The organism is Bradyrhizobium sp. AZCC 1719, assembly GCF_036924525.1.
Lineage (GTDB): Bacteria > Pseudomonadota > Alphaproteobacteria > Rhizobiales > Xanthobacteraceae > Bradyrhizobium.
Map to the genome: position 1 here is coordinate 2265711 of NZ_JAZHRU010000001.1, position 16990 is coordinate 2282700.

Here is a 16990-nt window from a genome sequence, read left to right on the forward strand (position 1 = left end):
AAGCAATCCATCTTTCCGCTAGCGGAGATATGGATTGTTTCGTCGCTTGCGCTCCTCGCAATGACGGTGACGACTACCGCCGCCGGTGACGCCGGCCCGATCGGCCGCCGCCGACATTGGCCATGCGCATCAGTTGCGGGACCATGCTCATCAGTTCGCCGCCGCCAGCGCCACCGAGCATGCCCATCAAATCGCCGCCGCCCGCGCCGCCCAGATTCATGCCGCCAGCGTTCACGCCGTAACCCTCGGGCACGTAGCCGCCGCCAAAGCCGCCGGGGATACCACCGCCCATCATGCCGCCGAGCCCACCGCCGCCTTCCATCATGCGGCTCATCATCGGGCCCATGGTCTGCATCATCATGGCAAAGCGGCGCTTGCCCATCTTCGCCTTCATCATTTCCAGCATCGGCGCCATCTGCGTCATCATGTCTGCGCCGTCACCGCCGCCGCCGAAGCCGGCAAATTGCGCCTTTGCCGGCGTCGACGTCAGGGCGAACAGCAACAGCAGCGTGGCCGCCTGGCACACCACTTTGTCAGCTCCCGTCATGGTTCTGCTCCTCATGCGCCGGCGGCCGCGGGCGCGGCGCCATTCGGACGCACGCGCCGAGGCTAGGAGTGGGCAGGGAGCCAATCTGTGAGAAGGATCACGCCAGCTAGCTAGTGCCGGTAATGCATCATGCCGCGCTTCGTCCGAACGCCTTCTGCATGGCAAGCACGCCTTGGTCCATCTGTGAGGAGACGTAGGGCGCGATCTCGTTCGGCAATACGTCGACGATCCAGACCAATCGGCTGCGCGCGTCGCCATCAGCGAACACCTGGGCGGACGCGCTATAATGCTTCACACGCTCGCTGTTGATCGCATAGACCAGCCGCATTCGCTCGTCGTCGCAATCGACCAGCGTCTCGCGCGCGACGGTGCCGTTGGCGAAGGTGACGATGCGCGCATCGCCGTCGAGCTTGGTGTCGGTGACGAACCCCGGCACCAGCCGGGTATGCAGCGCGCCGAAATCGCGCAATGCGTCCCAGACGTCGATGGGGGAAGCGTCGAGGGCGATGTCTTTGTGGATGGAGGCCATGTTCAAATCCGTTGTTGGGGTGTCGTAGGGTGGGCAAAGGCGCTTGCGCCGTGCCCACCATCTCTCGAAGGCTCGTGCATGCGGTGGTGGGCACGCTTCGCTTTGCCCACCCTACGCACTGCCGATGGCGCGCTACGTACAAACCGCCTCGACATTGTTGCCGTCGGGGTCGATTAAAAACGCAGCGTAATAGGTTGGGCTGTAATCCGCGCGCAGTCCGGCGCCGCCATTGTCGCGGCCGCCGGCCTTCAGGCCCTCGGCGTGGAATTTCTGGATCGCCGCATGATCCTTGGCGCGGAACGCGACATGCGCGGCGGAGCCTGAAGATCCCTTGTGCAGATGCAGCCAGAGCGCGGGCGCGCCCTTCGGGCCGAAGCCTGCGCCGGAATCATCCCGCGAGCACAGCACGAAGCCGAGGGGCGCGAGCGCTGCCGTATAGAAGCGCACGCTGGCGTCGAGATCGCCGACGCGTAATCCGATGTGGTCGTACATGACATTCTCCAGCAAGAAAGTGCCGCGAGCTCGCGCGGCCTGGAGAAAGCCTAATCAGTGGAGGGCCAGCCGTTCTTGGAAAATCTTGCGCATGCCCCGCGAGGCCTGGCGGAATTTCAGCGGCGAGGCGCCGGCGGCGCGATGGAAGGTGCGCACGAAATTGGAGAGGTCGGCAAAACCGACGTCATAGGCGATGTCGGTGATCGGGCTGTCGTCGTAGGCCAAGCGCCGCGCGGCATGGCGCAGTCGCGAGCGCACCAGATATTGGTGCGGCGTGACGCCGAGCGCTTGCGAGAATAGCCGCAGGAAATGGAACGGGCTGATCCCGGCCTCGGCCGCGGCGTCCTCCAGATTGATCTGACGGTGCGAATTGGCATCGATCCACAGCGCGGTTTCCACCGCGCGGCGGCGGTCGCGCGCCGCATCAGGGCCGGATTTGCGGGACTTGCCGGAAACTACCTCGACAAAGCGGCTCGCCAGCACCTGACCGATCTCGTCGAGGCCGATGTCGCTGCTGCCATCTGCTGCCGACTGTGCCAGTTCGCCAAGCACGACGAGCTCCGGTAGCGGCGGCGCGGAGCCGATCTGCCATGGCGACCGGTTGTCGCCGATGGTTTCCACCAGCTCGGGGGCAAAGAAGAACGACAGGCACTCGTCACCGCAGACGTGCTCGTGGGTACAGGTATATTCGTCGCCGGGATGGCCGATCAGCACCGATCCCACCACCAGTTCGCTGCACTTGCCGCGGCTGCGCAGGCCGAAACTGCCTTTGCGCACATAGGAAATCGAATGACCGCCATGCTGCTCCGCGAACGGCTTGTCGCCCGGTCCCGCGGTGCAGCGAAAGTCGAAGACGGATATGGATTTGCGTTCAAGAAGCGTGGTCGCGATCATCCCGCCTACTTAAGGATGCGGGCGCGGCGGTGCAACCGGCAGCAGCACGTCGAACAATGTCTTGCCGGAGGTCTGGCTGGCGCCCTCGATCGAGAGCAGCCGCCGCTTGGAGATCGCCCCGCCAAAGGCTGAGATCTTGTCGGCATAATTGCCGGCTTCAAGCACGCGATGACAGGGCACGATGATCATGAAGGGGTTGCGGCCGATCGCCCGCGCCACCGAATGGACCGCGCCTGAAGCGCGAAGGCTGGCGGCCACTTCCGCATAGGTCCGCGTCTCGCCGCGCGGGATCGCGCGCGTATAGGCATAGACGCGCTGGTTGAAGGCGGGAATGCCGGTCATATCGAGCGCAACGTCGGACAGATCGCGCGCCGCCCCGCGCGACAGCGCGATGATGCCTTCGATGGCGACCTGTACATTTGCCGGCGGGCGAAGCTCGCGGGCATCAGGATAGAGCTGATAAAGCCGCCGCCGCGTGTCGATCTCGCGTACTTCCGGGAGCTGCACGCCGATAATGCCCGCCGGGCTCCATGCGACCCCGCAGCGGCCGATCGCCGTATCAAAAATGCTGTAGCCACGCCCCGTCATACGCCACCAGCCCCAGACGCGAATCATACCACCGGCCGGACGAATCGCATGGAATTTAGGCGAAGTCGACCGCGAGCAAGACGGCCAATGGAACAGCTTGGCGAATGGCGCGCGGTCGGCTAATCATGGCAGCATGATCCGGAAAAGTGGTCGCCGGTTTTCCGACAAGATCATGCTCGATACGAAAGAGCGCCCCGCGGGCGTAGTTCAATGGTAGAACGGCAGCTTCCCAAGCTGCATACGAGGGTTCGATTCCCTTCGCCCGCTCCAATTCCCCGCCCTGTCGGCTACGGATTGCGCTAGGCTGTCGTTATGAACAGCACACGTGCGGCTCGCGATGATCTTGCGGTGGTCCTGAAGCCGTCGTCAATAAAGCAGAGTCCTGATCGTCATCGGGATAGCCGTACCACGACATTTGAGACGCTAACCCCGTAGTACTACCGGCCTCGATTTAAGCCGGCCTTAGTTCGTTCTGCCTACGTTGCCCGCTTCTCCCTGGCAGAGCGGAAACAAAAAATGCGGATCGGTCGGCTATTTGCACTATCGATGCTTTCGGTGACGGTCCTGGCGGTCGTCCTTGGCGCCGGGGTCCTTGTCCCGCAATACCGCACCTTTGCCAGCAAGAGCGAGGCGATCAAGACCGTGGAGGCCTATGGCGCGGTGCTGGCGGTTGGCCAGCAGGTCGCCGGCTATCGGGCGCCCTATGTCGGCCCGCTGTTCAAGGAAACGGCCGCGACACCTGAGCAGATGGAGACCGTCGCGAAAGCGGTGCAGGCGGCCGATGCAGCGTTCGCCAGGGCGCGAACGGTGGTTGGCGCGCTCAACGATGGCGCAGCGATTGTCCAGAGCCTGAACCTGGCGGCGGCCAAGCTTGCCGAAGTTCGCGCGGCGAGCGATCGCGCGCTGAGCCTGCCGATGAGCGGGCGCGACCCGGCGGCGGTCAAGGGCTTTCTGCCGGGCATTGCCGCCGTCGTCGGAATCCTCGAGCCGCTGTTGAACCGGCTGGAAAACCAGGTGGCGATGGCGGATGCGTCGCTGACGGCGCTGTTGAATGTCGCCCGCACCGCGCAGGATCTGCGGATCTCCGCCGGCGGCCGCGCCGCCACCATGTCGCTTGCGATCAGCACGCGTCGCCCGCTCACGGCGGCTGAAATTTCCATCACCGACCGCGCCCAGGGCCGCGTCGATCTCGACCGCGAGCGGATCGAGGCCGGCGTCGATCAGATCGGCAGTCCGCCGCGGCTTGCGAAAGCGATGAACGATGCCATCGAGGGCTATTTCGCCAAGGCCGCGCCCTGGCTTGAAAAGGAGATGGCGGCTGGGCGCGCCGACGGCAACTACGGTATCAATTCGGATCAGCTTGCCAGAACGATCGTGCCTGCGGTGCAGGCCTTCTTCGCGGTGCGCGATGCGGCGCTCGCGGAAGCCGCGGAGCGTGCAGGGGCCGCGCGTGATGGCGCGCTCGCGATGCTGGCGCTTGCGGGTATCGCCGTCGTGGCGTTGCTCGCCGTGCTTGCCGGCGTCACCGTGATGCTGCGGCGGCGCGTGATCGCGCCGCTGGCAAACTTGACCGGCGTGGTCGGCGAACTCGCCGCCGGCCGGCATGACGTCACGATCCCGACCATCGCGCGTGCCGACGAAATCGGCGCCATGGCGGGCTCGCTTCAGGTTTTCAAGGACGCCCTTGTCGCCAAACAGGCCGCCGACGAGGCGGCCGCGGTGGAAGCCGATGTAAAAATCCAGCGCGGCCAGCGCGTCGACCGGATCACCAGCGATTTCGAGGCGATGATCGGCGAGATCATCGAGATCGTGTCGCAGGCGTCGACCGAGCTGGAAGCCTCCGCCGGCACGCTGACGGCAACTGCGGAGCGTTCCGAAGAGCTGACCACCGTGGTTGCGGCGGCATCCGAAGAAGCTTCCACCAACGTGCAATCGGTGGCATCCGCCACCGAAGAGATGGCATCGTCGGTCAACGAAATCAGCCGTCAGGTCCAGGGCTCGGCGCGCATCGCCAGCGAGGCGGTGGAGCAGGCGCAGAAGACCAATGACCGTGTTGCCGAACTCGCCAAGGCTGCCGCCCGCATCGGCGACGTGGTGGAGCTGATCAACACCATCGCGGGCCAGACCAATCTGCTGGCGCTGAATGCCACCATCGAAGCGGCGCGCGCCGGCGAGGCGGGGCGCGGCTTTGCGGTGGTCGCCTCCGAGGTGAAGGCGTTGGCCGAGCAGACCGCGAAAGCGACCGGCGAGATCAGCCAGCAGATATCGGGCATCCAGGCGGCGACGCAGGAATCGGTCGGCGCCATCAAGGAGATCGGCGATACCATCGGACGGATGTCGGAGATTGCCGCCACCATCGCCGCCGCCGTCGAGGAGCAGGGCGCGGCGACCCAGGAAATATCCCGCAACGTGCAGCAGGCCGCGAACGGCACGCAGCAGGTCTCCGCCAACATCACGGACGTGCAGCGCGGTGCCAGCGAGACAGGCTCCGCCTCCGCCCAGGTGCTATCAGCGGCAAGATCGCTGTCCGGCGAAAGCGACCGGCTGAAGCGCGAGGTCGGCAAATTCCTCAGCTCGGTGCGCGCCGCCTGAGCCGCCTCGCCAGCGGCTACGGCGCAATTATCAACACCGCTCTCATGTTCGGATGATAGCGGCAGTAATATTCGATGCTGCCGGCCTTCTTCAGCACCGACGTCACCGTTTTCTTCGGCGGCGTAGCCACGTCAAAATCGCCGTTGCGCGCGGTCGCGGTGTGCGCGAACACGTCCTTGTTGATCCATTCGATGGTGTCGCCGACCTTGGCGGATACCTCGGCTGGCGCGAACACCAGATTGTCGATCGTGATCTGAATCGTCGCCGCATGCGCCGGGACGGCCGCCGCGTCAAGCAGCAGGGCAGCGACGAGGGGCAGATATCGTCCCGGACGCATGGCGGCCTCCTACTTCAGCTTGGCGGCGACTTGTTCGGCGTGCTGCTGGTGGCCTTGAAAAATCTTTAGGCCGGTTTGCAGCAGGCTCTTCAGCTCGGCATTGCTGGCTGACGGAATCAACTGCGTCTCCAGCGCGCTGTTGACGGTCTTGTGGTAGGCGACCTCGTTGGCGAGATAGGCCTTGTCGTATTCCGCGCCTTTCAGCTTGTCGAGCTCGGCGAGTTTCTCGGTGGCCTGCTTCGACAGCGTCTTGCTGGTGTCGTTGTCTTCCGGCGTCACCTTCAGCTTCTTGACCAGGTCGAGCGCCTGCTTGTTCACGGCCTCATGGTCGCGCACCATGTCTTGCGCGAATGCCTTGACGTCCTTGTTGCTGGCTTTTGAGATCGCCTGCTTGGCGGCGTTGATGTCGATGACGCCCGCCGTGTAGGCGATATGCGCGATCTGGGGATCGGTGGGCTTTGCGCCTTGCGCCAGCGCGGCGCTGCCAAGAAGGCTCAATGCGGCGATCGCCGCGCTCAATCGTATAAACATGGTTTGATACTCCTGTGGCGCCCGGCGCGAACGGCCGGCGCATGTTGGTTGCACCGGGGTTGGATGGAGAAGGCGACTGGAGGTTCCGGCAAAATCGGGCCTTGTCGCAGCAGTCGGGCCTGCATGGTTCGAGACGCGCAGCTTTGCCGCGCTCCTCACCATGAGGAGTTAGACCTCATCCTGAGGAGCGCGCTCTTGCGCGCGTCTCGAAGGATTGAGCCCCCCGCTGTCAAACGCGTCTCAGTACCCCAGCCGCTTCAGCACGGCGTCCGTCAGGCGCTCGCAGCGCCGGCCGGCAAAGGGGAACGCCTCCATCACCACGGGGCCGATCTTGTTCTCGACGATATCGCGCAGCATGGTGCGGGCGCGGTGCAGTCGGGTTTTTACGGTCTCCGGCTTCAGCCCAAGAATTTCTGCGGTCTCTTCCACATTCATCCCCTCGATCACGCGGGTGATGAAGACGAGACGAAACGCTTCCGGCAATTCATCGATGGCGTGTTCGACGACATGCTGAATTTCACGCTGGGCCATGGATTTTTCCGGATCGTCGGCGGCAAGAGGAAACTGGATGATCTGGGCCTCCAGCGCGCCCTGCGGCAATGAGTCCAGTTCGACGGCGGGCCGCTGGCGGCGCAGCCGGCCGAGCGCCTCATTCATGGCGATCCGCGACAACCACGTCGACAGGCTGGAATCACCGCGAAAGTTTTCCAGATGGGTGAAGGCACGGACATAGGCCTCCTGCACGACGTCCTCGGCCTCGCCATCGTTGCGCAGAATGCCGCGGGCAAGGCGATAGAGCCTGCGATTATTCGCCTGCATGATCGCGCGCACCGCCGTCTCGTCGCGGGCCCGCGCGCGGCGCACCAACTCGGCGTCGCCGGTATCGAGAGGCGCGATGTCCGGTATGTGGGCCTGGTGCATGATATCTACCAATAACAGGGTATTGGGATTGGATGCTGCAGGAGCCAGCAGGTTCCCGAAATAATTTAGGCTGCATAGGCGGGCCAAACGTCAGCGTGCCAGCCATTCGGCATGACGCATTGGCTCCACCGAGCCTTTCAATTTTGCGATAGAAGCCATGTCCACATTCAAATTCCTCGAACCCTCGCCGCGATCTATTCTGCACGTCAACCAACCCTGGAATCGCGGAGGAAATTGAGCCCGATGGCGGAAGCAGCAAAATCACGCGCCGAGGCCGCACCGGCGCTGCCGACGTGGCCGGACGAGATCTACCGCGTGCTCAAGGACGCCGGCATTCGCCAGGTCGCGATGGTTCCGGACGCCGGCCACAGCCGCCTGATCCGCTCCTTCGAGGCCGATCCCGAGACTCGCGTCGTCACGCTGACGACGGAGGAAGAGGGCGTGGCGATGCTGGCGGGTGCGTGGCTCGGCGGCGAGCGCGGCGTGCTGCTGTTGCAGTCGAGCGGCGTCGGCAATTGCATCAACATGCTGTCGCTGCCGGTCATTTGCCACATGCCGCTATTGATGATCGTCACCATGCGCGGCGATTGGGGCGAGTTCAATCCCTGGCAGATCCCGATGGGGCAGGGCACGCGGCCCTCGCTGGAGGCCATGGGCGTGATCGTGAACAAGGTCGACGAGCCTGATCTCGTCGCCTCCGCCGTGCAGGGCGCGGCGAACCTCGCCTTCAACACCTGGAAGCCGGTGGCGGTCCTGATCGGCCAGCGCGTGCTTGGCGCCAAGAATTTCAAGGAGCTTGCCCGCAAATGAGCAATCCGAACGCGCTTCTGCATCGCCGCGATGTCGTCAACGAATTGTTGCGCGACCGCGCCGATCTTCTCGTCATCGCCGGCCTCGGCGCGCCGAACTGGGACGTCTCCGCAGCCGGCGACCATCCGAACAATTTTCCGCTGTGGGGCGCGATGGGCGGCGCCTCGATGATCGGGCTTGGGCTGGCGCTGGCGCAGCCGAAGCGCAAGGTGCTCGTCGTCACCGGCGACGGCGAGATGCTGATGAATATCGGCTCGCTTGCCACGATCGCGGTGGAGGCGCCGAAGAATCTCACGATCGCCGTCCTCGACAACGAGCGCTTCGGCGAGACCGGCATGCAGAAAACCCCCACCGCGTCGGGAGTCGACCTCGCCGCCATCGCAACCGCTTGCGGCATCCGCACCTCGCGCATTGTTCGCACGATGGCGGAAGTCACCGAACTGCGCGACCTCGCACATGAAGGGCGAGGAACGGTTTTCGCGCAGATCAAGATCAATCCCGAGGCGCTGGTGTTCGTGATGCCGCCTGCCGACGGCGTCATCCTGACGACGCGCTTCCGGCAATCGGTATTGGGAGACGAGGCGCTTTTTAATTGAGGCGCGGTTACGCCGTCATGCTGATCTTCCAGCGTCCTTCCCGGGAGAGCTGTTGAATCTCCGATACGATCAGGGTGGCGATCGTGGTCGTTGCGATCGACGGCGGGTGGGCGATCGGCGAGGCCAGAATCAGTTCGCGCGACACGGCGGGACTGACGGCAGCCATCTCCAGCCGTTTCGCCGCCACCTCGGTGCGGATCGCCGAGGGCGGCAGCAGCGTGTAGCCAAGCCCTTCCTCCATCAGGCTGATCTGGGCGCGGTAGGAATCGACCTCGATCATGGCCTCTATCTTCAGCTTTTCGCGCGCCAGCGCCTTCTCCAGGAGCGCCCGCAGACCGTGCGAGATGCTCGGCAGGATCAGCTTCTGCTTCACCAGCCATTTGAGGTCGACATGCTTGCGCTTGTTCAGCCCCGATCCCGGCGGCCCGACGGCGACGATATCCTCGCGGCCGATCGACTGGACCTGAAGATGGAGATCGACCGCCGGACCGTAGATGATCGCGAGGTCCATCTCGCCGCGATGCAGCCATTCGACCAGGTGCCCGCCATAGCTCTCCACGATGCGTAGCGAGACATCGGGAAACTCGTTGAGGACGCGGCGGGCAAACCGTCCGGACAGGACGGCGCTGACCGTCGGCACCAGCCCGAGAATGACCCGGCCCGACGGATTGCCGTTCGCCGATTTGAGGTCGTCGCTGACCTGCTCGATCTGGCGGATCAGGCCGGTGGTGCGGTCGAGCAGCATCCGGCCCGCGCTGGTCAAGAGCATGCCGCGCCCGTTGCGGACGAACAGCTCGACGCGAAGCTCGTGCTCGAGCAGCTTGATGTGGCGGCTCAGCGCCGGCTGCGCGGCACGCAGCCGGTCCGCGGCCTTGCTCAGGCTTCCAAGTTCGGCTACGGCCCGGAACGTCCGCAATTGTTTGAGATCCATCGGGTGCCCAGAGTGCCTATTGTGCAACCGATCATAGGCCGTTTTCGGAATCTCCGTCCATGACCGTACCCTCGATTACCCCCTCGCAAGTTCGCGCCGCGCTGCTGCTGCGCGAGGAAATCGCGCTGCTCGATGTCAGGCACGAGGCCGTGTTCGCCACCGGCCATCCTCTGTTTGCCGCCAACATGGCAGCCGACCGGATCGCGCTCGAAGCGGCGACGCGGCTGCCGCGAAAGGACGTGCCGATCGTGATCTATGACGCCGGTGAAGGCCTCGTCAGCGCAGCGGCGGACCACCTGAAGGCGTTGGGCTACACCAATGTCCGCCAGCTCGACGGCGGGCTGCAGGGCTGGAAGTTGGCGGGCTATGAGGTGTTCGAGGACGTCAATTCCTATGCCAAGGCGTTCGGCGAACTGGTCGAGTCGCGGCGGCACACGCCTTCGCTCGCCGCCGAGGAAGTCGGCGCCCTGATTGCGCGCGGCGCCAATATCCAAATCCTCGATGTCCGTCGCTTCGATGAATACGCCACCATGAACATCCCGGGTTCCATCAGCGTGCCCGGTGCGGAACTGGTATTGCGCGCCGGGCGCGCCGCACCGGATCCCGAGACCACCATCATCGTCAATTGCGCAGGCCGCACCCGCTCGATCATCGGCACCCAGTCGCTGATCAATGCCGGCGTCGCGAATAAGGTGCGGGCGCTGCGCAACGGCACCATCGGCTGGACGCTGGCCAAACAACATCTCGAACATGGCAGTGACAGGCGCGGCGAGGTCGGTGCTATCAAAGGCGGCGGAGCCAATGCCCGCGACGTCGCCTATCGCGCCGGCGTCCGGCATATCGGATCAGAGGAAATGGCGGCGCTGCAGGCGCAGGCCAACCGTACGCTCTACTGCTTCGACGTCCGCTCGGAGGAGGAATACACGGCTGGCCATATCAGGGGCTTCCGCCATTACGCCGGCGGGCAACTGGTGCAGGAAATCGATATGGCGGCGCCGGTGCGCGGCGCCCGGATCGTGCTGACGGACAATATGAGCGTGCGCGCCGACATGACGGCGTCCTGGCTGGCGCAGATGGGCTGGGAAACTTACGTGCTTGAAGGGGGCTACGACGCCACGCTGGAAATCGGACCGCCGCTGGTCGTCCCAAAGCCGGACCCGTCACACCGCTATCGTCGGCCCTATGAGGGCACCGATGTCAAGGAAAGCGCCATGCAGGCTTATCTCGATTGGGAATACGGCCTCGTCGAGCAGCTCCGCCGCGACGGCACGCACGGATTTTTCGTCATTTAATTCGAAGCGCTTGTCGCGCCGTAGCTCAAAGAGCGAAGGCGGATCACTCATCCGCGCCGAAACTGGCCAGCTTCTCCGCCGAATAATTCTCGCCGATCGACATCGCGCAAATTCGCGAAAGCTGCACATAGGGAAGGCCGGTCTCCTCCGCCCAGGCGTTGAATTGTGCCTGCACCTTGGCGAGATCGCGCTTGGAGGTGACCGTCTCCGCAATGTCGAGCCCGGCATCGCGCAGGCACAGGATCACGTCTCTGGAGGTGACGAATCCGTCCCAGCCGAGGAAACGCAGCATCATCTGCCCGGTATTGCCGCCGAGCCGGCTACCGCGCTTGGCCAGCAGTTCCAGCAATCCGGTCTGGTCTGACGACGGCCAGTTCGCAAGGAACTTGCCGAAGCTGCCGTGCTCCTTCGCAACGTCACGGACGAAACCGGCATTGGCGCGCACCGACATGATCTTGGCGCCGTTGCGCACGATGCCGGTGTCCTTCATCAGGCCGTCCCAGAAATCATCCGGCTGCAGCGTCAGTGGCCCGGGCTTGAAGCCGAGAAACGCCTTCTCAAATCCCGGCCATTTGCTCTCGATCACGCTCCAGGCAAAGCCCGCGCAGAACACCCGCTTGGTCATCTCGGCGAGAATCCGGTCGTCGCTGAGCTTGGCGAGCGCCTTCGGGTCTGGCCTGGCCGGCAGCAGCTTGGCGAGTGCCTTCGGCCCGCCCTTGCGCTTCTCGGCGCGGGCGCGGATAGTCTTGAACGCGGTCACGGTGCATGGCCCCATATGCTTAAGTTGAAAACCACGGCTGAAATACCCGGAAAGCCGCAGTCTAGCGGATCATCCCGAAAATCCCAGCCGGCAGCCTGGAAGGTTAACCGTCGCAGAAGTGATCGGCTGACCTGCAAAGAATGGATGGCGTTCTGGCTGGATTTCGCCTAAAGCATCCCCACCTCATTCAAATCCGTCAGGCCGTGCGGCTGCGCGTCGTCAATGCGCAGCTTTTTAAGTCATTTCGGTTCGAGGCGCCCTTTTCATATTCCCGGCCGACAACGCCAACCAAGGTCTGACATCTCGTGACATTACTGCCCGCAAATGCGCCGCTCGCCCGAGCTTTGGCGGAACGCAACTATGATCGGCTGACGCCGGTGCAGACGGCGGTGCTGGCCGACGATGCTGATGGCCGTGACCTGCTGGTTTCTGCGCAAACCGGTTCCGGCAAAACGGTCGCCTATGGTCTGGCGATTGGAACGAACCTGCTGGATGGCGCCGAACGATTCGAGCGGGCTGCCGCGCCCCTTGCATTGATTGTCGCGCCGACCCGTGAGCTTGCGCTTCAGGTACACCGCGAACTCGGCTGGCTTTATCAACATGCGAACGCCCGCGTTGTTTCCTGCGTCGGCGGCATGGATCCGCGCCGCGAGCAGCGCGAACTGGCCGCGGGCGCCCATATCGTGGTCGGCACGCCAGGGCGACTCTGCGATCACTTGCGGCGCGGCCGGCTTGACGTCAGCGAGTTGAAGGCGATCGTGCTCGACGAGGCTGACGAGATGCTCGACCTCGGCTTCCGTGAGGATATGGAATTCATCCTGCAGGCCACGCCGGACGACCGCCGCACGCTGTTGTTCTCGGCGACCCTGCCGCCCGGCATCGTCGCGCTCGCAAAGGAATATCAGCAGCAGGCCTTCCGCGTCGAAGTCGCCGGCGATGAAGGCGGTCATGCCGATATCGAGTATCGCGCGGTCAGAATCGCCGCCGGCGATGTCGAGCACGCCGTCGTCAACATCCTCCGCTACTTCGAATCGCCGGGCACCCTGGTGTTCTGCAACACGCGCGAGGCCGTGCGGCATCTGCAGGCAACACTGCTGGAGCGCGGCTTCTCCGTGGTGGCGCTGTCGGGCGAGTTGACCCAGAACGAGCGAACGCTGGCGCTGCAGGCCTTGCGCGACGGCCGCGCCCGCGTTTGCGTTGCGACCGACGTTGCCGCGCGCGGCATCGATTTGCCGAACCTCGACCTCGTCATCCACGCCGATCTGCCGAACGATCCGGAAGTCATGCAGCATCGCTCCGGCCGCACCGGGCGAGCTGGTCGCAAGGGCGTCAGTATACTGCTGGTGCCGCCGGCGCGGCGGCGTCGCGCGGATATGTTGCTCAAGCTCGCCGGCATCGACGCGGCCTGGGGCTTGGCGCCGCAGCCGGATGAAATCCGCAAGCTCGATCAGGAGCGGCTGCTGCGCGATGATGTGTTCGCAGGCGAAATAACTGCAGAGGATGAGGCACTCGCGCAAACCTTGCTTGCTGAACGGTCGTCGCAAGAGATCGCTACCGCGCTGGCACGGCTCTATCGCGCGCGATTGCCCTCTCCCGAGGACATCGTCGATCCCGGCGAGGAGCGCGTCAAATCTCGCGCCGAGCGCACCCGCGAGCGGGCCGATCGCGAGGCTGGAAGGGGAGTGAAACCAACGAAATCCTCGACGCGCCACCGCATGGCGGAGGACACCGTGTGGTTCAGCGCCGCGATCGGACGCCGGAAGAACGCGGAAGCGCGTTGGCTGCTGCCGATGTTGTGCCGCCGCGGCAGCATCAAGAAGGAAGATATCGGCACCATCCGTATTCTGGACACCGTCACCGAGTTCGAGATTTCCGCGCGTGTCGCCGGCCGCTTCGCCGCGCGAATCCGCCGTCCCGACAAGGAAGACAGCATTCGCATCGAGGCGATGACGAATGCCCCGCCGCGCGAGGAGGTTCGTGAGCAGGAACGGACACCGAAGCCGCACGGCAAAAATGCAAAGAGCCCTGACCGGGCAGGGTTTGACAAGGAAATGCATTACGATAGGAAGAAACCGCATCGGGACAGGCCGGCTCACGCCGGAAAACCGCGGCATGAACGCGAGGCGCCCGCGGCGCCTGCATTCGCTAAGAAGAAAAAGAAGAAGTTTCGCGGCTGACCGGCATGACCGAGACCTCAACGGCCCCGCCGCGCAATCCGCAAATGAGGAGTCGTCATGAGCGTCTACATCATCGCCCAGTTGAAGTTTACCCGCCGCGAACTCTACGATCGCTATCAGGCGCGCTTCATGGGTGTGTTCAAGAAATTCCGTGGCAAGCTGCTGGTAGCGGACGCAGATCCGGCCGTACTGGAAGGCGAATGGCCGCGCGACAAGGTCGTGATCATGGAATTTCCTGACGACGCCGCGGCAAAGGAATTTCAGAATTCGCCGGAATATCAGGAGATCTCGGTCGATCGTAAAGCCGGCGCCGACGCCATCGTGCTGGCGGTTAGGGGTTTGTAGGATGCCCGCCTTTGCCACGTTGACTTGATCCGAGCCGGGGTTCCCGGCTTGGCATTGTTGCATTCCGGAACATCAACGAGGCCGGCTTTCGCCGGGCCATTCTTGTGCTATTGCTGCTGTCGCGCGCTTCGCTCGCGTTGACATGATTGCGCCATCATGGCCGAATGTTGCGAAGCCCTAAAAATCCTTCAGCATTGGCCGAAAGAATCATGACCGCACCTGAGCGAAACGCTTCCGTCTCGATTGATCCCGTAAAGCTCGACCGCCTCGCCGAAGTCGCGGTCAAGGTCGGCTTGCGGCTACAGCCGGGGCAGGACCTGCTGCTGACCGCGCCCTCGGTCGCGCTGCCGCTGGTGCGCCGGATTGCCGTACATGCCTACCAGGCCGGCGCGGGCTTGGTGACCCCGTTACTGTCGGACGAAGCGATCACGCTGGCGCGCTACCGCTACGGCCACGAAGCCGGTTTCGATCGTGCCGCCAACTGGCTCTACGAGGGCATGGCGAAGGCGTTCGGCGCCAACACCGCGCGCCTGGCCATCGTCGGCGACAATCCGATGCTGCTATCGGGCGAGGACCCGGTGAAGGTGGCGCGCGCCAGCAAGGCCAATTCGATCGCCTATCAGCCGGCGCTGGAGAAGATCGTCAATTTCGATACCAACTGGAACATCATCGCCTATCCGAGTCCGTCCTGGGCCAAACAGGTTTTCCCTGACGTCCCCGAGGACGTCGCGGTGGCAAAACTGGCGGATGCGATTTTTGCGGCGTCTCGCGTCGATCAGGATGGCGCCGTCGCCGCCTGGGAAAAACACAACGCCGTGCTGCGCGAGCGGACCGAATGGCTGAACGGCCAGCGCTTCCACGCGCTGAAATATTCCGGCCCGGGCACCGATCTGACGATCGGTCTTGCCGATGGCCACGAATGGGAAGGCGGCGCCTCGACCGCGAAGAACGGCATTACCTGCAACGCCAACATCCCGACCGAGGAAGTCTTCACCACACCGCATTGCCGGCGCGTCAGCGGCCATGTCGTCTCCTCCAAGCCACTGTCCTATCAGGGCTCGCTGATCGACAACATCGCGGTCAGGTTCGAGGAAGGCCGCATCGTCGAGGCAAGGGCCTCGCGCGGCGAGGAGGTGCTCAAGAAGGTGCTCGACACCGACGAGGGCGCGGCGCGTCTCGGCGAAGTGGCGCTGGTGCCGCATTCCTCGCCGATCTCAAAAAGCGGGCTGTTGTTCTTCAACACGCTGTTCGACGAGAACGCCGCCTCCCATATCGCACTCGGCCAGTGCTACTCGAAATGCTTCGTCGGCGGCGACAAGCTGACGCCGGAACAGATTGCGGCACAGGGCGGCAACAAGAGCCTCATTCACATCGACTGGATGATCGGAACGGCCGAAACCGACATCGACGGTATACACGCCGACGGAAGCCGCGTGCCGGTATTCCGCAAGGGCGAGTGGGCGTAGCTAGTGTCCTGAACCAGAAGTTCGCAACATCTGGGCGTGGTTGGCCGAGACATTGTATCGGCAGAAGCGCTCGATGGAAGCAAGGATGTCATCGGCTGATTTGGTCCATCGGAACGGCTTGGGATCGGCATTGTGTCGGTCGATGAACGAAGTGATGTCAGCCCTGAGGGCGGCGACACTGCGGTAGACGCCGCGCCTAATCTTCTGATCCGTGAGGAGCGCGAAGAAGCGCTCGACCTGATTGAGCCATGACGAACTGGTCGGGGTCAGGTGCACGTGCCAACGCGGCCTTTTGGCCAGCCATCGCCGGATCAGCGGAGTCTTGTGCGTAGCGTAGTTATCCATGACGAGATGGACGTCGAGTTCGCGCGGCACGGCGGCCTCGATCTCATCGAGGAACTTGCGGAACTCGGCGGCACGGTGCCGTCCGTAACACTTGCCGATGACCCGTCCGGTCGCAATGTCGAGGGCGGCGAACAGCGATGTGGTGCCGTGCCTTCTGTAGTCGTGGCTCCTTCGGGCCGGCTGGCCGGGACGCATCGGCAGCATCGGCTGACTGCGGTCCAGCGCCTGGATTTGAGACTTCTCATCCACACACAGGACGATGGCGTGCTCCGGCGGCGAGACGTAAAGGCCCACGACGTCGCGCACCTTGGCCACGAAGTTCGGATCGGTCGAGAGCTTGAACGTCTCCAGCCGGTGCGGCTGGAGCCCGAAGGCCCGCCAGATGCGTTGCACCGTCGACACCGACAGGCCGCTGGCCTTCGCCATGCCGCGAGAACTCCAATGGGTGGCGTTCTCGGGGCAGCTCTCCAGCGTCCGCACGATCACAGCTTCGATGCGGGCATCGTCAATCGTGCGTGGCGCTCCGGAGCGTGGTTCGTCATACAACCCGGCCACACGCTGCTCCACAAAACGCCGCCGCCACTTTCCTACCGTCGCCCGGTCCAGGCCCAGCTTGGTTGCCACTTCCTTGTTCTGGCCGCCTTCCGCACAGGTCAGCACGATCCGGGCTCTCAGAGCCAGCGCCTGCGCCGTCTTCCGCCGCATGGTCAGCGACTTCAGTTCGGCACGCTCATCATCGCTCAATATCAGGGGGACAAGTCGCTGGACCGCCATTGGATGCTCCGTCGCTGTTTGCCCTTCCTTGGCACAGCGACGCGAATCTAACGCGACTCTAAG

18 protein-coding genes and 1 tRNA gene are annotated in these 16990 nt (G+C 64.0%); 8 read left to right on the forward strand and 11 right to left on the reverse strand.

The window, feature by feature from the left end; translation table 11 throughout:
• Window positions 1-73: 73 nt before the first annotated feature.
• The 5 genes from V1292_RS10715 to V1292_RS10735 form a co-directional block, all read right to left on the reverse strand.
• A complete protein-coding gene (locus V1292_RS10715; RefSeq protein ID WP_334372383.1) occupies window positions 74-547 on the reverse strand; it encodes a hypothetical protein in 474 nt (157 codons plus the stop codon).
• A gap of 127 nt (window positions 548-674) precedes the next feature.
• Window positions 675-1076: an SRPBCC family protein gene (locus V1292_RS10720; protein WP_334372385.1), complete on the reverse strand. Its 402-nt coding sequence runs from the start codon at window positions 1074-1076 to the stop codon at window positions 675-677.
• A gap of 132 nt (window positions 1077-1208) precedes the next feature.
• Entirely contained in the window at window positions 1209-1568 is a 360-nt protein-coding gene (locus V1292_RS10725) for a VOC family protein (protein WP_065731906.1), read from the reverse strand.
• A gap of 54 nt (window positions 1569-1622) precedes the next feature.
• Window positions 1623-2462, reverse strand: coding sequence for a helix-turn-helix transcriptional regulator (locus tag V1292_RS10730; RefSeq protein ID WP_334372387.1), 840 nt, complete (start codon window positions 2460-2462; stop codon window positions 1623-1625).
• Window positions 2463-2471: 9 nt separating this feature from the next.
• Window positions 2472-3050, reverse strand: coding sequence for a methylated-DNA--[protein]-cysteine S-methyltransferase (locus tag V1292_RS10735; RefSeq protein WP_334376997.1), 579 nt, complete (start codon window positions 3048-3050; stop codon window positions 2472-2474).
• 196 nt (window positions 3051-3246) lie between these two features.
• Between V1292_RS10735 and V1292_RS10740 the strand changes: the two genes are divergently transcribed.
• Window positions 3247-3320: transfer RNA gene (locus V1292_RS10740), tRNA-Gly, on the forward strand.
• Between the two features lie 246 nt (window positions 3321-3566).
• A complete protein-coding gene (locus V1292_RS10745; protein WP_334372388.1) occupies window positions 3567-5642 on the forward strand; it encodes a methyl-accepting chemotaxis protein in 2076 nt (691 codons plus the stop codon).
• A 16-nt stretch (window positions 5643-5658) separates the two neighbouring features.
• Here V1292_RS10745 and V1292_RS10750 read toward each other — a convergent pair whose 3' ends face one another.
• From V1292_RS10750 to V1292_RS10760, 3 genes are all read right to left on the reverse strand, one after another.
• Complete coding sequence (locus tag V1292_RS10750; protein ID WP_334372390.1) at window positions 5659-5979, reverse strand: cupredoxin domain-containing protein; 321 nt, start codon at window positions 5977-5979, stop codon at window positions 5659-5661.
• A 9-nt stretch (window positions 5980-5988) separates the two neighbouring features.
• Entirely contained in the window at window positions 5989-6510 is a 522-nt protein-coding gene (locus V1292_RS10755; RefSeq protein WP_213287101.1) for a DUF4142 domain-containing protein, read from the reverse strand.
• Window positions 6511-6750: 240 nt separating this feature from the next.
• Window positions 6751-7431, reverse strand: coding sequence for an RNA polymerase sigma factor (locus V1292_RS10760; RefSeq protein WP_334372393.1), 681 nt, complete (start codon window positions 7429-7431; stop codon window positions 6751-6753).
• A gap of 243 nt (window positions 7432-7674) precedes the next feature.
• Here V1292_RS10760 and V1292_RS10765 point away from each other — a divergent pair, with 243 nt between their 5' ends.
• A complete protein-coding gene (locus tag V1292_RS10765) occupies window positions 7675-8241 on the forward strand; it encodes a thiamine pyrophosphate-binding protein (protein ID WP_334372394.1) in 567 nt (188 codons plus the stop codon).
• On the forward strand, window positions 8238-8837 hold the full coding sequence (locus V1292_RS10770) for a thiamine pyrophosphate-dependent enzyme (RefSeq protein WP_334372396.1): 600 nt from the start codon (window positions 8238-8240) through the stop codon (window positions 8835-8837). The genes V1292_RS10765 and V1292_RS10770 overlap by 4 nt, the downstream gene beginning before the upstream one ends.
• Before the next feature lie 7 nt (window positions 8838-8844).
• Here the strand turns inward: V1292_RS10770 and V1292_RS10775 are convergent, their stop codons facing one another.
• Window positions 8845-9768: a LysR family transcriptional regulator gene (locus V1292_RS10775; protein WP_334372397.1), complete on the reverse strand. Its 924-nt coding sequence runs from the start codon at window positions 9766-9768 to the stop codon at window positions 8845-8847.
• Window positions 9769-9827: 59 nt separating this feature from the next.
• Here V1292_RS10775 and V1292_RS10780 point away from each other — a divergent pair, with 59 nt between their 5' ends.
• Window positions 9828-11060 (forward strand): rhodanese-like domain-containing protein, encoded by a 1233-nt coding sequence (locus V1292_RS10780; RefSeq protein ID WP_334372398.1) that lies wholly within the window; start codon window positions 9828-9830, stop codon window positions 11058-11060.
• A 43-nt stretch (window positions 11061-11103) separates the two neighbouring features.
• Here V1292_RS10780 and V1292_RS10785 read toward each other — a convergent pair whose 3' ends face one another.
• Entirely contained in the window at window positions 11104-11820 is a 717-nt protein-coding gene (locus V1292_RS10785; RefSeq protein ID WP_334372400.1) for a DNA-3-methyladenine glycosylase I, read from the reverse strand.
• Between the two features lie 305 nt (window positions 11821-12125).
• Here V1292_RS10785 and V1292_RS10790 point away from each other — a divergent pair, with 305 nt between their 5' ends.
• The 3 genes from V1292_RS10790 to V1292_RS10800 all read left to right on the forward strand — a co-directional run bounded on the left by V1292_RS10790 (window position 12126) and on the right by V1292_RS10800 (window position 15808).
• The gene (locus V1292_RS10790; protein ID WP_334372402.1) at window positions 12126-13997 is read left to right on the forward strand and encodes a DEAD/DEAH box helicase; all 1872 of its coding nucleotides are present in this window, start codon (window positions 12126-12128) and stop codon (window positions 13995-13997) included.
• A gap of 57 nt (window positions 13998-14054) precedes the next feature.
• Window positions 14055-14342 carry a DUF1330 domain-containing protein gene (locus V1292_RS10795; protein ID WP_334372404.1) on the forward strand — a complete coding sequence of 96 codons (288 nt, stop codon included), beginning with the start codon at window positions 14055-14057 and terminating at the stop codon, window positions 14340-14342.
• Window positions 14343-14551: 209 nt separating this feature from the next.
• Window positions 14552-15808: an aminopeptidase gene (locus V1292_RS10800; protein ID WP_334372406.1), complete on the forward strand. Its 1257-nt coding sequence runs from the start codon at window positions 14552-14554 to the stop codon at window positions 15806-15808.
• On the opposite strand, the gene V1292_RS10805 is transcribed toward V1292_RS10800, so the two are convergent.
• The gene (locus V1292_RS10805) at window positions 15809-16927 is read right to left on the reverse strand and encodes an IS630 family transposase (protein WP_334372408.1); all 1119 of its coding nucleotides are present in this window, start codon (window positions 16925-16927) and stop codon (window positions 15809-15811) included.
• Window positions 16928-16990: the final 63 nt, after the last annotated feature.